The following is a 14,949-nucleotide window of genomic DNA, read 5'->3' as shown; positions in this document are numbered from 1 at the left end:
ATATAAATGTTTGTTGACGTTCTGTTTAGTTTTCAAAGAACTTCGTGTCACCTTGTTTTGGCGACTTTATTAGTTTATCATGTCTGTCTCTTTCTGTCAAACACTTTTTAAACTTTTTTTCGAAACTTTTTATTTCGTTTCCTTGTATCGTTCATTTCTGACGACTTCTTTATGATACCATCTTCATCAAAAATTGTCAAACACTTTTTGAAAGTTTTTAAATTTTCGTTGTTTGGTATGTCACCCGTTGGTGACTTGAATATAATATCATCTTTTCAAATATAGGTCAACACTATTTTGAAATTTTTTTAAAAAATTATTCTAACATAATGAACAAGAACTTCAATTACGAGAAAGCGATAGAAAAAAGAAATCTATCTTGAACACTTTGTGCGATGCTTTCCAGGAAGAAGATAACCTAGTTTTTTTTATCTTTCAGTATATCAAAAATCGAAGGCCAAAACACCTCCAATCAAATTATCAAAGCGATTAATAACTACAATGAGATTTCTCTAGACTTAACCTTTTAATTGTGTATATATTATTGGAATTGATACTTAATCCAATATTTAATTCTTCCTTCTTCAAATTAAGTATTACTTTATATTTCTTACATCTAATTTTCATTTACATATCTACTTCTCGAATGTACCTTTTCCTTTGTTATAATTAATCGTTAGTCGATTCTATTTCAAAATTCATTCTTGCCCTGATGATAAACATAATCTTTTTCGTTAAAATCATAGATTTCTTGATTACAGCTATTAAAAGAAGATATCTTCAAAAAGGTTAGCTATTTTCTAACAATAAATAATTCCTTTAGAGGTACCGATATACTTCAATAGTTTTTAAATGGAATAGTACTCCTCCATTGAGTCTTAATCACTTCTTCGATTTACCTTTAACTTTCTTAAGCTCCCTTTCCTATTTTCAATTCTTTAATTAATTTTCTTAGGTTGGATCTTAGTCTTTCATTCTGTTTAAAAAAGCATACTATTTGCTAATAATTTAATAAGATCGATGAATTATTCTATTAAAACCAGACATTAGATTGGAGTTTGAGTTTTACTCTTAATCTTTGCTATGGTATAGAACAAGCAATTTCCTTCATTTCTACTACTTTAAATCCCATTTCATTTGTATAGTTCACTTTCTTTGACATTATAAAACACCTTAATGAATAAATCAGTTTCGAATTTATTTATTAAGGTGTTTTTTCTTAGTTCTCTTTATAAAGATTATTCTAATTATTTTATAAATAATTACTAACGATCATCAAAGACTAAACGTAAATAGGTTTAAATGTAATAACCTTTTCTCATCGTTAAACAAAAAAAGGAACCGCAAATGCGGCTCCAATAATAAAATTAACGTTTTGAGAACTGTGGTGCACGACGAGCTGCTTTAAGTCCGTATTTTTTACGTTCTTTAGCACGTGAATCACGAGTTAATAATCCGATTGGTTTTAAAGTTCCACGGTATTCAGCATCAACTTGTAATAATGCACGAGAAATCCCTAAACGGATAGCTCCAGCTTGTCCAGTTAATCCTCCACCGTTAACATTTACTAATACATCATATTGGTTAGTTGTTTCAGTTAATGTTAATGGTTGCATGATATCTAAACGAGTTGCTGCAGAAGGAATATAATCTTCAAATTCGCGACCGTTGATAATTACTTTTCCAGTTCCAGGTACTAAACGTACACGTGCAACTGAGCTTTTACGACGACCAGTTCCTAAGTATTGTACTGTCATATAGTGTTACCTCCCTCTTAATTATCCACGAAGTTCGTAAACTTCAGGTTTTTGTGCTGCATGTGGATGCTCAGATCCAGCATAAACAAATAATTTTTTACCCATTGCACGTCCTAAACGTCCTTTTGGTAACATACCTTTTACAGATAACTCTAACATACGCTCTGGTGTATTTTCGCGCATTTGTTTAGCTGTACGAACTGTTAATCCACCTTGGTATCCTGAGTGACGGTAGTATAATTTGTTTTCTAATTTGTTTCCAGTTAAAGTGATTTTATCAGCATTGATAATGATCACGTAATCTCCACAGTCTACGTGTGGTGTGAATGTTGGTTTATGTTTTCCACGTAAAAGTGTTGCAACTTCTGTAGATAAACGTCCTAAAGTTTTATCTGCAGCGTCAACAACGAACCATTTACGATCTACTTCATGAGATTTTTGCATAAATGTTGTACGCATTGTCCTGCCTCCTACTTCTTTCGCTTTAGTTATTTTTCATATGAAAATTCGCTGGGGCTCAAATTTTCTTGTGAAAATAAAGAAAATGTACCGTTAGCTATTTTACCCCAAAGCATTACTTTTTTCAAGTGGTTTTAGAAATAATTATTCTTTTTTATATTATTTATTCGCGATTTTCGAGAATAAATACAAAATAACGACTAAAACCTTTTTTCTTGAATGAATACACTAATTTACTCAATGATTATATCATCATAACTTCGAGATATGAACACTCAAATTTTGGTTGTTTATCATATAAAAAGTGGATACAATTGTACCCACTTTAAATTAGCACTATTTTAGTTAAAACATATACAAGAATAAATCCAGGAATCCCTAATGTTCCTGTTATAAATGACGTAATGTAATTGAGAGGAACTGATGCACTGAAATAAACTCCAATTATATTAAATAGATATAGTGCAAATACTCCTATGATGAATCGTTTGATTAACCATCCTATTACTTTCATATTACTGTTATAAAGTATACTCACTTTATAACACGTCACCTCCCTTCCTATTGACAATCATATGCATTTAGAAAGAGTGATATAACTGTAATCAAATCTGGTTTAAGCCATTATCCCGCTTCTATGTGAATTTAAACATAAAAAAATAGTTACTGCAAAAAAACAGTAACTATTTTTTATATTAGAATAGCTCTCTGCGTCCTTCTAGAGCGCGAATTAATGTGACTTCATCAGCATACTCGATTGAGCGTCCCATTTCTAGTCCACGTGCGATACGAGTGACTTTCACATCTGTGTTTTTTAATAATTTTGCAATGTATTGAGATGTGGCATCTCCTTCAAGTGTGGCGCTTAATGCTAGAATTAATTCTTTTACATTTTCGTCTTTTAGTCGTTCAATTAATGCAGGAATTCCAATGTCTTCAGGTCCCATTCCATCTAATGGCGATAGAACTCCATTTAACACGTGATATAATCCTTTAAAACCACGCATACGTTCAATAGCAATGACGTCTTTAGGGTCTTGTACAACTGCAATAACTGATCGGTCTCGATGTGAATCTGCACAAATCATACAAGGATCTGTATCGGTGATATGACCACAAATCGGGCATTTGAATAGTTGACGTTTACTATCAATTAATGCTTTAGCAAATGTAGTAGCGTCATCTTCCTTCATTGAACTAATCACATGAAAAGCTAATCGTTCAGCTGTTTTATTTCCGATTCCCGGTAGCTTACTAAAGCTTTCGATTAATTTTGTAATGGGTTGAGGATATTGCATGATTTCTCCTTAGAATAATCCTGGGATGTTCATCCCTTTTGTGAATTGACCCATTGTTGATTCAGTTTTTTCATCAACTTGGCGTAATGCATCGTTTAATGCTAATAAGATTACGTCTTCTAACATTTCTACATCTTCTGGATCAACAACAGATGGATTAATAGTAATTTTGTTAATTTGTTTTGTTCCTGTTGCTTCAACTGTTACCATTCCACCAGCTGCACTTCCTGTGAATACTGATTGTTCAATTTCTTGTTGTGCTTTCACCATATCACGTTGCATTTTTTGAATTTTTTTCATCATCATTGGGTTCATACTCTTCACTACTCCTATTCATCGATTATGTTAACTAAATCGGCTCCAAACATTTTAACAATGTCTTCTACAAAGCCGTTATCTTTAGTTTGACTTTCCTCATTATAATTTATCACATTTTTAATATCCTGACTATATTGTTTTAAGCGCGGTTCAACACCATTTTTCTTTTGCTCAATATAGCTTTGTCGTTGTTCTAACCAGAAAGCTTCTGGCATGACGTTAAATGGATATGGACTTCCAAAGAGATAGGCCACAATTTGTTCTGCTATTTTTCGATTATCTTCACGTAGTAATCGTTTGCAGCCAGGTTCATGTTTATAAGTTAAAATAAATCCTTCATCTGAAGCGGCGACGATGTTTCCGTCTTGTAGTAGGACGATGACTTCTTTGTAGTCCGGCATAAGGATTGGGTTGAGTTGTGCCCATTTTTGTAAGACGTGGTCGCGAGCTTCTTTTGTCGCTTTAGATAGGATTTGTTCAATGGTTAGCATTTCTGGTGTGACGTGCTCTGGTAGAATGATTGGTTCTGGTTCTTTAGGTAGTTTGAGTTCAACGACTTCTGGTTCATTGAAGAGGTTCATTTTAAATTGTGAATCTGATTTATTAATTGATGGCTCAGCTTTAACAGGTCCTGTGTGCTCGATTTTTTTAACTAATCGTTTTAGTAGGGTGATTTCTTGCTTGAGATCGTTAATCTCTGTTTGGTAATCCTTGTTGTTGTCTGATTGATCATTGGTATCGGATAAGCTGAGCAGCCCGACTTCTAGCATGAGTTCGGGATGATTAGAGTATCTTAATTCAGATTGAAGTTTATTTAATTTAAATAGGTAGGTTACGATATCATTTGAATTAAGATTCTCTACTAACTCTGTAAACATAGGATTGTTCGTTAGTAAGTTAGAAACTGAGATTTGTGATTTTTGGTACACGAGTAAGTCGCGATAAACAGTGATTAATCCGTCAATAATGCGACTTGGTTCTTTTCCGTTCTCTGTCATGTCTTTAATTAAGTCGATGACGTGTGAGAAGTTTAATTCTTCGATTGCTTTGATGATTTGTAAGAGTTGATGATTGGCAATGGTCCCGCTTAGGGCGTGCACATCATCTAATGTAATTTTATCATCTGAATAAGAGATGACTTGATCGAGTAAGCTAAGGGCGTCACGCATTCCACCTTCCGCAAGTTCTGAGACGAGTTGTACGGCTTCTTCTTCGTAGGCTAAATCTTGTTGTTTGATAATCTCAACTAGGTGTTCGTAGATTTCTTTTGTTGAGATTTGTTTGAAGTCAAAGCGTTGACAACGCGAGATGATGGTTGGTGGAATTTTGTGTGGTTCGGTTGTGGCTAAAATGAAGATGACATGTTTTGGTGGTTCTTCTAATGTTTTTAATAAAGCATTAAATGCACCTGTTGATAGCATGTGAACTTCATCGATAATATATACTTTGTATCGTCCCATCGTTGGGGCGTATTTTACTTTGTCTCGGATTTCACGGATTTCATCGACACCGTTGTTACTTGCCGCATCGATTTCAAAGACGTCGGCATTTGATCCGTTTGTGATTGTTGTACAGTTTACACATTCATTACACGGTTCGGCCGTAGGATAGTTGATACAGTTAACAGCTTTTGCAATAATTTTCGCAATTGATGTTTTACCTGTCCCACGTGGTCCACAGAATAAATATGCATGTGATAAACGCTCATGTTTTAAGGCATTTTGAACGGTTCTTACGATGTGTTTTTGTCCTACGACGTCACTGAACTTTTGAGGACGATGAGCGCGGTATAATGCATGATAAGACATAAGAAAACTCCTACTCTCTAGTTTAAAAATTATCTTGATTATATCATAAATTATTGACAATGTCTGAGGCCTTGTTACAGATTTACGTTTTAAAAAAATTTTTTTATATCAGTGTAAATAAGTTTTTAGATTGTAAAAACTTAAGGCCTGCCATTCCTTAGCAATCATGGATTAGATTGTCTTGGACAATCGCTAAGGGTCACAGTTGAGAATTTATAAAGGACTTCGTACGTTGATGTTGATTACGACGATTTATACACTATCTTCTTGTGGTATCATGTATGTCTTTGAGGGTGAGGCGCTTCGTATTTTTACCCAAATCCACTATGCCCACGTCATGCTTGATAGGATTATTCCAGCTTATTTATCATTGGTGTTGATGTAGTCCCTTGTTGGAACAATCGGCGGTCGGGAAAACGATGGTGATGATGATTCTTTCAGTTCTGAGTCTTTGTATCGTGTATGTTTTCTGAATTTTCACCATTTTAAGAATTTCCTCAAGTATTGAGGACGTAATCCTAGGTTATCCAATTTAGTAGGCGCTCAGTCTTATTTTAATGGGGCTGTATGCTTGGAAAGGAAATTGGTTACCAAAAGAAAACGCGTAGATGAGCTCTACGCGTTTTTTTATTAGTTTAAGTGATAGCGGCGGCCTTTTAAGGCGTATAATATTTCTTCTGCAATGTTTGTGACATGATCGCCTGCACGTTCAATGTACTTATTAATCAGAATAGCATATGCTGTCCCGAAGACTTTTCCATCTACCACTTGGATGTGTGTAATTAATGAAGCTAATAATTCATTATAAATTTCATCGACTTGCTTATCCATGTCTGCCGCTTCTTTAATTTTAGCTTTGTTTTCTTCTTGAAGACCTTCCATCACTAGTTTTAACATGTTAATCACAATTTCTAGCATGCGAACCAGTTTGTCCACATTCTTTTCATAGTGTTCTAGTGATTCATTTTGTTTGATTAAGATGATATATTCTGCAAGATTTTTGGTGTAGTCAGCAATACGTTCATATTCAGTCGCAAGACGTATCACCATTAAGATTTTGCGTAAATCACTGGCAACCGGTTGCTGACGAATGATAAAGATTGTTGATTCTTCTGTGATATCTTCTTGCAGGTCATCAATATCTTGATCTTGCTTAATGATTTGTAAGGCAATTTCTAAGTCTAGTGTTTTTAATGCTTCCAGCGTATTTTCATACGCTCCGATCGTTAAGACTGATAGTTTTTCAATACCTTGAAGTAAGACTTCATAATCTGTTTCTAATTTTGTTTTTTTCATTCCATTTTCACCCCTTATTTTTATCCAAAGCGTCCAGTGATGTAATCTTCTGTACGTTTATCTTTTGGATTAGTAAAGATTTTATCTGTATCATCAAATTCAATTAATTCTCCCATTAAGAAGAAGGCTGTTTTATCTGAGATACGTGCCGCTTGTTGCATTGAGTGAGTAACGATAACGATTGTGTATTTTTCTTTTAACTGTTCCATCAATTCTTCAACTTTTTGAGTTGCAATTGGGTCTAAGGCTGATGTTGGCTCATCCATAAGGATAACTTCTGGTTCCATGGCGATGGCACGGGCGATACATAAACGTTGTTGCTGCCCTCCTGATAATCCCATGGCCGATTTATTTAAGCGATCTTTAACTTCATCCCATAACGCTGCCCCACGAAGTGAATTTTCAACAATTTCATCTAGTTTTTTCTTATCTTTAACTCCTTGGCAACGTGGTCCATAAGCGATGTTATCATAAATGCTCATTGGGAATGGATTTGGTTTTTGGAAGACCATTCCGACACGTGTACGAAGTTTCATGACGTCGATGTCTGAGTAGATGTCATCTCCATCAAGTGTCACGTTTCCTGTGATTTTGACTGTTTCGATTAAGTCGTTCATACGATTTAAGGTCCGTAAGAATGTTGATTTCCCACATCCAGATGGCCCAATAAATGCTGTTACTTTGCGTTCTGGAATTTCGATATTGATATGGTGTAAGGCTTGGAAGTTTCCATAAAATAAGTTTAAATCTGTAACTTTAAATTTAGGTTGCATTCCTTTTCACTCTCCTAATAGTTTGCTTTGCTGAATTTTTTCGAGATTAAGCGTGAAATTAAGTTTAATGTAAAGACGATGACAAGGATGACGATTCCGATAGCTGCTGCCATTTCAACATTCCCTGATTCTTTCACTTCAACGTAAGCACGAACCGTTAATGATGTTCCGGTTTCAAATAATGAAAGGTGCCCACTTGTTGGATTGACTGGTAATTTAGCAAATGTTCCGATTGTAAATAGTAAGGCTGCTGATTCCCCAATTGTACGTCCAATTGATAAGATAACCCCAACTAAAATACCTGGGATAGCACTTGGTAATACGACTTTTGATAAAGTTTGAATTTTGTTAGCTCCAAGTCCATATGATGCTTCACGGTAGCTCATAGGAACGGCTTTTAATGCTTCTTCAGTTGTACGCATCATTGTTGGAAGTAATAAAATCATCAGTGTGAATCCACCTGATAGAATTGACATTCCAAGTTTTAAGGTGTTGGCGAAGATTAACATCCCGAATAAACCGTATACAACTGATGGGATTCCTGATAAAACTTCGGTTGCAAAACGAATTAAGTTAACTAATTTTCCTGGTTTTGCGTATTCAACCATGTAGATGGCTGCTAAAATTCCGACTGGTGCCGAGAATAGTAAGGCAACTAAGATTAGCATTAAAGTTGAGACGATCATTGGGAAGATTCCTCCACCTGGTGAAACAACTTTAATCATTAATGTATCACTTGCATTTAAAGCGTTGGTGATGTCGTCTGCATCTGTATCAGCTTTAATTTTTAAGTTTGCTCCTTCTCCATTAATTTGTTCTAGTTGGTATCCAACTTTGACTGGGAAGGCTTCATCTGCATTGTTTTTTGCAGTTTTTACTGGTGATTGATCATCGATCCAAGCAACTTCATAACCATGTTCGTTTGGTTCAATGGCAATCCCTAAGTTTTCTGAAAATAAAGCGTCACTTGATAATGAGCTTGGCGCAGTGTAAGACTGATGACTCGTCACGTTCACATATTGAGTTTGTGATTCATAGTCATTCGTTAAGAAGTCCCATGACATTTTTGACCATCCATTTGAGAAGATAAATGCAACGATGGTGATTAAAATCCCAACTGAGAACGCTGCTGACAACCAAATGAGGCCATTTAGTAAGTTATCTTTAAGTTTACGAGACATTAACGATCACCTGCCTTTTTTTGAATGCGTGATAATACTAAGTTGATCACCATAATAAAGATGAATAAGATGACAGCTGTTGAGAATAACATTTGTTCATGCATTTCTGCTGCATACCCTTGCTCTAATGCGATATTTGTTGTTAATAAACGAACACGATCGAAGATTGTATGTGGAATTCCTGATTCAGGGTTCCCCGCTACTAAGATAACCGCCATTGTTTCTCCGATTGCACGACCAACCCCTAAAATAACCCCGGTTAAAATCCCTGATTTAGCTGCTGGTAATACGACTTTAAAAATTGTTTGCATTTTTGAAGCACCTAGTGCTAACGATCCTTCTTTATAGCTTTGCGGAACTGCACGAATTGATGTTTCAACAACCGCTACGATCGTCGGTAAAATCATAATTGTTAAAACAGCGATAACCGCTAATAATGAATCTCCTGATGGATATGGAGAAATTTGCTTAACTAATGGTGTAATGACCGCAAAACCAAATACCCCGTATAAAACTGATGGAATAGCTGCTAATAATTCAACCGCTGGACGTACGATGTTAGCCAATGGTTTTGGTGCGACTTCAGCGATGAAAACTGATGTTAATAACGCAATCGGTACCCCGATAACAATTGCACCAAGTGTCGCTAAAATCGAACTGATAATCATGTATCCAATTCCATAATCCCCACTTTGCGGTGTCCACTTCAACCCTGTGATAAAGTCTACAAAGTTATATGTTCCGAATTGATTATTTGGGAAGAATGGCGCAAGCCCTTTTCCGAAAATAAAGATAATAATTAACGCTACACTAATGACCGCAAAAAGCGCTGCTAATAGAAATAGAACATGGAAGAACTTTTCTAAGAACACGCGTTTACGATTAAGGGTCATGTCTTTTTTCACACTTAACACCTCGTTTTATTTAAACTAAATTAATACTCTCTATTTACAACGTAATTGTAGCATCTCAATTTTTAAAACTACGTTTTGTTAACAGAAAATTAACGCTTGTTAACAATTCCTTAACAAAGCGGGTCCCCATCCAGTGAAACTGGCTTTTCCCTTTAATGGGGTAAGGGTCCTCGTCATTTATTGAAGATAAATATTTACTCCTCAAATGGGTGATAAAATGTGCATTTTTCAAGGGTTTCTATGTTCTGTTAATAGAAAATTAACAGTTAATACCTATTTACTCTATGATTCGTTAACAAATTATTAATATTTCTAAGCCTTTTGTAACGAGTCGCTGTTGGAGAATTCACCTAAATTAAAAAAGAAATCACTGAGGAAGTAGTGATTTCTTTTTTAATTCATTATTTTGTTAATTCTGACCACTCAGTAATGTTTCCTGTGTAAACCTCTTTGATTTGATCTTTTGAAATATCTGTTACGTTATTTGATGGGTTAACAACTAATGCGATTCCGTCCATACATAACGTAACAGGTATAATTCCCTCTGCTAATTCTGATTCTTTGATTTCACGAGAAGCAAATCCTAATGTGTATACTCCTGAAATCGCATTTTTAACTCCAGCTCCTGAACCTGTTGCATCGTATGTATAAGTTACTTTAGGAAATAAAGCTGTAAATTCTTCTGCTAATGCCTTAACTGCATCTTCTGTTGATGTTGATCCACCCATCACAATGTTTCCTGATAAGTCACCGTATTTTGACATATCAAACGCTTCAGCATTTTTTGTATCAACGATTGTTCCTTTTGATTCTAAAATTTCTAATCCATCAATTGAAGATACGAAATCGATAAATGCACGTTCAACATCTGTAATATTTTCTTCCATATATACCATTTCGAATGGACGTGCTACTGAGTATTTTCCTTCTAATACATTTTCAGCTGTTGCTTCTACACCTTCTACTGTTAATCCATTAATTTTCCCATGATTTTCTTCTAGTGTTACGAATGAAACATATCCGATTGCAGCATCATTTGCCGCTACATATGTTGCCACAACTCCATTTCCATCTTTAATTGTCGCATTTGCTGTTAATGGATCTTGATCTTCTCCATTAAATCCAATGATTTCTTCAAATGCTGAACGAGTCCCTGATCCCGCTTCACGACTTACAACATCGATTGCCCCTTCTACAGCTTGTGTTGTGTCTGATCCGTTGTTAGTTGACCCACATGCTGCCATTGAAAAAGTTAATGCTGCAGCTGCTACTAAACTTAATAGTTTTTTCATTCTCATCATTCCTCCATGATTTATCTCTGCTCTGTTGATGAGTTAATTGTAATACAAATTGACCCTTCAAATATTAATTTTCTGTTAAGAAATAGTTAAGATATGATTAATAATAGTTTATAGCTAGTCGACAAAAATATACAAAAAAAAGAAGTAAGCTCAGCTTACTTCTTTTTTTGTTGAGGTAATGTCACGATGAATTTACTTCCTTTATTTAGTTCACTTTTAACTTTGATATTTCCACCGTGTGCCTCAATAATAGATGCAACGATAGATAATCCAAGTCCCGTTCCGCCTGTATGACGTGATCTCGCTCTATCCACTCGATAGAATCTTTCAAAAATATGTGGAATGTCAGCAGCAGGAATCCCGATTCCTTGATCAATGACTTGAGTTTCAATATTTGAACCACGTTGCCTGATTCTAATCGTAATCGTTGTGTCTTCCCCTGAATAATGGATAGCATTCGTTAATAGATTGAGGAAGCAATGTTGTAACTTGATATAATCCCCATCTAGACTATAATCTTCTGTGGCTTCAAGCATAATTTTTTGATTTTTTAGATTAGCAATATTGAGTGTTTGAACAATACAATCTGTCAGTAATTCATTTAGACAAACACGATCGGTATTATGCTTGATTTGATCATGTTCATAACGATTAATTAACAATAAATCTTTAACGAGTTGTTCCATTCGGTTATTTTCATCTTGAATAATCGTTAAAAATTCATCACAGGTTTGTGGATCATTTTTTGCTCCGTTCAATAAAATTTCCGTACATCCTTTAATCGCACTTATTGGGGTTTTCAGTTCGTGTGACACATTTCCGAAGAACTCTTTTTGTAAGCTTTCATATTTTTTGATATCAGTAATATCGTGAAATAAGATAACAGCTCCATTAAAGTCCTCGCGCTCATTAAAAATGGGATGCGCCGTTGAAATATAATATTTTTGATTAATTTCTAATTGTTTTTTTCGCGTCGTTTCACAAATCAGTGCATCTTCTAAAATTTTACGTAAGGACTCATTTTTCACCTCTTGGAAAGAAACCCTTTTAAGAGCTGACATATTCACCCATTCTTTAAAGCGATTATTAGCATATTCAAGTTCACCATTAATGTTTAAGATAACCATTGGATCTTGAATACTATTCGTAATAATACTAATAATCTGCATGTTGCGACGATTTCTAAATTCTTGTTTTTGAATAAATCGCATTAATTTATTATATTGAACTCCAATAACTTCTTGCTGTTCAATCACCAATGGAGAGATATTGCTCCAATCCCGATGTTCTTGAATGTTAGCAGCGACCTCATCGTATTTTTTAAGTTGATTGAGATACGTCATCGAACGTCCGTATTGCATGATCATTAAAATAAGTAAGATTAGTAAAAATAAAATCGTAACTTGACTATTGTTTTGACTATAAAGATTAGTGATTAATAACAAGGTGAAAACAATATAAAATGAAATAAGTTCATGACGGCTATCAATCATTTGCTTCGTCCTCTAACATATATCCCACTCCACGAATGGTTTTAATTTTAATCCCATAAGGTTTCAATTTATCACGAATTTTAAAAATGTGGACATCGACAATTCGTGTATCACCGTCGTATTCAAATCCCCATAATCGATCGAGTAAAACGTCACGAGAAAGCGCCTGACCTTTATGTTGGATTAAAAACTCTAGTAATTCATATTCTTTAAGTGTAAAATCAACTACTTGATCATCAATTAATACTTCAAATCGACTACTATCTAGCCTAATACGCTGATAGCTTAAATAAGATTTACCTTTCCCTGCAGATAAAACTTCTCTTCTTCTAATAATGGCCTTTACTTTCGAGACAACTTCACGCGATGAGAAAGGTTTAGTCATGTAATCATCAGCCCCTACATCAAGACCAAGAACACGGTCTAATTCATCATCACGTGCTGATAAAATAACAATATAAATTGAATTTCCACGATTACGAAGTTCTTTACAAACGGAAAAACCATCGCGCTTCGGCAACATGACATCTAGTAACATGACATCATATTCATCAGCTAATGCTTTTTGCAATCCCTCTTCCCCATCTGAGGCGAGATCGACTGAAAAACCTGATTGCATTAAATCATATTGTAAAATACGTTGAATTGAAATTTCATCTTCAACAACTAACACTTTTTTACTCATCGAATGACACCTCCAAAAAAACAATTGATTATGTTTATTCTATCATACTCAAGCTTGTGCTTCTGTTAAGTTTTTGTTAAAGACCTTTTTAGTTTGAATCACTGATTCCAATTCTATTTTTCCATATTATACCGATAAATGAAGATAAAAAAAGAAAACTCCCCTTTGGTACCCTTACTCACATAAAACTAAATGCTTAAGGCTGCTACATTCCTGTCCTGACCTGGTTCACACCGTTCTATTGAATAAGGGTACCAAAAGAGAGTTTCGATTGATACACATTTAGTATATCAATTTGACTCTTGCTTGTCAACACGCTGCTGCTTTTTTTTCTGTCTTAATTCTCTAAAAAAATCTGACAACAGTTGTCCACATTCTTCTTCTAAGACACCTGAAATCACTTCACATTGATGATTAAACTTTGATTCATCAAGTAAATTATAAATTGTTCCACAGCATCCACCTTTAGGATCTTTCGCACCATAAATAACAGTCGGAATACGAGATTGAACAATAGCTCCTGCACACATCGGACATGGTTCGAGTGTAACATACATAATGCAATCTTCTAATCGCCAAGATCCAACTACTTCATTTGCTTTGCTAATGGCTAACATTTCAGCATGAGCATTTGAAAGTTGAATTTTTTCACGTAAATTGTGGGCTCTAGCAATAATTTGTCCATCTTTAACGATAACAGCACCAATGGGCACTTCTCCGATGGCTTTGGCTTTATTAGCTTCTTCGATGGCTTGTTGCATAAATAAGATGTGCTCCATAATAATCACCTGTTATTTGTTCTTTTTTAATTTATTCTATGATAAAATAGGGATGTTATCAAGACTAAGTAATAAAGAAAGTCTGAGGTGAGGATGATGGCTAAAACTTTTATGCTAAATGTAGAAAATTTAAGTTCAAATGAGGATGTAAAAAAAATTAAAGATTACTTCGAAACAAATTTAGAGGGTGTGGAAAAGTTAGATATTAATCTTTCTTTAAAATTAGTTTCTGTTCGTTATAATGAAGGGATTGGTTCCCCGAAATATATTCTTGATGCATTTAATCGTTTAGGTTACACAGTTCGTTAAGGCGAACTTCTTTTTTATATTTGAAGCTTTAATGGGGAACGCTATGAAACAAAATAAATCTTTTTTATCCCCGTTGAAGGGCCAATTGACGTTCGAAAAACTTCACGATCAACACTACGATCAGAACATTATTCTTATCACCTTTAAAGGAGATTATGTATGAGAATCCATTTTTCGATAAGTTTTATAATAATATCGATGAATGAGTGTTTCAAACAAAAATGTTTTTCTTAACGAATTGCTATAAACAATAATTGAGTATTCAAAAAGATTATTTAAATGAAAATTAATCGATTATTTCAGATTATCATTTATTAGGTTCCTTATCCTATTTTGATCACTCAAAGAGTGTAAGGTTATCCATCACTAGTAAACCTTTAAGTGAAAAACTTTTCTAGACTTATATAATAAAAAAGAGCAACGGTTACTTGTGGATAACGGCTGCTCTTTTTTATACTTCTATTTAATATTCTAATTGGTTATATATTAAATAACTCTCCATTAATAAAAAAATTAATTGAGACACTGATAAAATAGAGCTGGCTTCAGTCAGTGAGATTAATAGTAGTCGCTTTAAT

16 protein-coding genes and 1 other RNA gene are annotated in these 14,949 nt (G+C 34.5%); 2 read left to right on the top strand and 15 right to left on the bottom strand.

The genetic code is table 11. The annotated features are described in order from the left end of the window. Window positions 1–1,367: 1,367 nt before the first annotated feature. From rpsI to dnaX, 6 genes are all read right to left on the bottom strand, one after another. Entirely contained in the window at window positions 1,368–1,757 is a 390-nt protein-coding gene (gene rpsI / locus NEH75_RS10585) for a 30S ribosomal protein S9 (RefSeq protein WP_055244296.1), read from the bottom strand. 21 nt (window positions 1,758–1,778) lie between these two features. Further along, window positions 1,779–2,216 (bottom strand): 50S ribosomal protein L13, encoded by a 438-nt coding sequence (gene rplM / locus NEH75_RS10580; protein WP_055244298.1) that lies wholly within the window; start codon window positions 2,214–2,216, stop codon window positions 1,779–1,781. A 325-nt stretch (window positions 2,217–2,541) separates the two neighbouring features. Next, window positions 2,542–2,754 carry a pro-sigmaK processing inhibitor BofA family protein gene (locus tag NEH75_RS13650; RefSeq protein ID WP_055244300.1) on the bottom strand — a complete coding sequence of 71 codons (213 nt, stop codon included), beginning with the start codon at window positions 2,752–2,754 and terminating at the stop codon, window positions 2,542–2,544. Window positions 2,755–2,911: 157 nt separating this feature from the next. Then, entirely contained in the window at window positions 2,912–3,514 is a 603-nt protein-coding gene (recR, locus tag NEH75_RS10575) for a recombination mediator RecR (RefSeq protein ID WP_055244302.1), read from the bottom strand. Between the two features lie 9 nt (window positions 3,515–3,523). Then, window positions 3,524–3,829, bottom strand: a complete 306-nt coding sequence (locus NEH75_RS10570) for a YbaB/EbfC family nucleoid-associated protein (RefSeq protein ID WP_055277479.1) — start codon at window positions 3,827–3,829, stop codon at window positions 3,524–3,526. A 14-nt stretch (window positions 3,830–3,843) separates the two neighbouring features. Continuing rightward, a complete protein-coding gene (gene dnaX, locus NEH75_RS10565; RefSeq protein WP_262941287.1) occupies window positions 3,844–5,640 on the bottom strand; it encodes a DNA polymerase III subunit gamma/tau in 1,797 nt (598 codons plus the stop codon). 205 nt (window positions 5,641–5,845) lie between these two features. On the opposite strand from dnaX, the gene NEH75_RS10560 reads away from it, so the two are divergent. Further along, window positions 5,846–6,025 carry a hypothetical protein gene (locus NEH75_RS10560; RefSeq protein ID WP_144436954.1) on the top strand — a complete coding sequence of 60 codons (180 nt, stop codon included), beginning with the start codon at window positions 5,846–5,848 and terminating at the stop codon, window positions 6,023–6,025. A gap of 245 nt (window positions 6,026–6,270) precedes the next feature. Here NEH75_RS10560 and phoU read toward each other — a convergent pair whose 3' ends face one another. The 9 genes from phoU to tadA all read right to left on the bottom strand — a co-directional run bounded on the left by phoU (window position 6,271) and on the right by tadA (window position 14,062). Continuing rightward, window positions 6,271–6,936: a phosphate signaling complex protein PhoU gene (gene phoU / locus NEH75_RS10555; RefSeq protein ID WP_055305730.1), complete on the bottom strand. Its 666-nt coding sequence runs from the start codon at window positions 6,934–6,936 to the stop codon at window positions 6,271–6,273. Window positions 6,937–6,956: 20 nt separating this feature from the next. Further along, entirely contained in the window at window positions 6,957–7,709 is a 753-nt protein-coding gene (pstB, locus tag NEH75_RS10550) for a phosphate ABC transporter ATP-binding protein PstB (protein WP_055305729.1), read from the bottom strand. Window positions 7,710–7,723: 14 nt separating this feature from the next. Then, window positions 7,724–8,890 (bottom strand): phosphate ABC transporter permease PstA, encoded by a 1,167-nt coding sequence (pstA, locus tag NEH75_RS10545; RefSeq protein WP_055305728.1) that lies wholly within the window; start codon window positions 8,888–8,890, stop codon window positions 7,724–7,726. Next, the gene (gene pstC / locus NEH75_RS10540; protein ID WP_055305727.1) at window positions 8,890–9,795 is read right to left on the bottom strand and encodes a phosphate ABC transporter permease subunit PstC; all 906 of its coding nucleotides are present in this window, start codon (window positions 9,793–9,795) and stop codon (window positions 8,890–8,892) included. Before pstC ends, pstA begins: the two co-directional genes overlap by 1 nt. Window positions 9,796–10,205: 410 nt before the next feature. Then, window positions 10,206–11,096 (bottom strand): substrate-binding domain-containing protein, encoded by an 891-nt coding sequence (locus NEH75_RS10535; RefSeq protein WP_055305726.1) that lies wholly within the window; start codon window positions 11,094–11,096, stop codon window positions 10,206–10,208. A gap of 164 nt (window positions 11,097–11,260) precedes the next feature. Continuing rightward, entirely contained in the window at window positions 11,261–12,598 is a 1,338-nt protein-coding gene (locus tag NEH75_RS10530) for a sensor histidine kinase (protein ID WP_055305725.1), read from the bottom strand. After that, window positions 12,591–13,283 (bottom strand): response regulator transcription factor, encoded by a 693-nt coding sequence (locus NEH75_RS10525; protein ID WP_055244319.1) that lies wholly within the window; start codon window positions 13,281–13,283, stop codon window positions 12,591–12,593. Before NEH75_RS10525 ends, NEH75_RS10530 begins: the two co-directional genes overlap by 8 nt. Window positions 13,284–13,445: 162 nt before the next feature. Continuing rightward, an RNA gene (gene ffs, locus NEH75_RS10520) (signal recognition particle sRNA small type) lies at window positions 13,446–13,541 on the bottom strand. Between the two features lie 32 nt (window positions 13,542–13,573). Then, on the bottom strand, window positions 13,574–14,062 hold the full coding sequence (gene tadA, locus NEH75_RS10515; protein ID WP_055244321.1) for a tRNA adenosine(34) deaminase TadA: 489 nt from the start codon (window positions 14,060–14,062) through the stop codon (window positions 13,574–13,576). Window positions 14,063–14,158: 96 nt separating this feature from the next. On the opposite strand from tadA, the gene NEH75_RS10510 reads away from it, so the two are divergent. Beyond that, a complete protein-coding gene (locus tag NEH75_RS10510; protein WP_055244323.1) occupies window positions 14,159–14,371 on the top strand; it encodes a heavy-metal-associated domain-containing protein in 213 nt (70 codons plus the stop codon). Window positions 14,372–14,949 lie beyond the last annotated feature (578 nt).

Origin of the sequence: Turicibacter sp. T129 (assembly GCF_025594975.1) — a bacterium.
Lineage (GTDB): Bacteria > Bacillota_I > Bacilli_A > MOL361 > Turicibacteraceae > Turicibacter > Turicibacter bilis.
The sequence above is the reverse complement of the archived record's forward strand: the minus strand, read 5'-3'. Positions and strand labels throughout refer to the sequence as shown.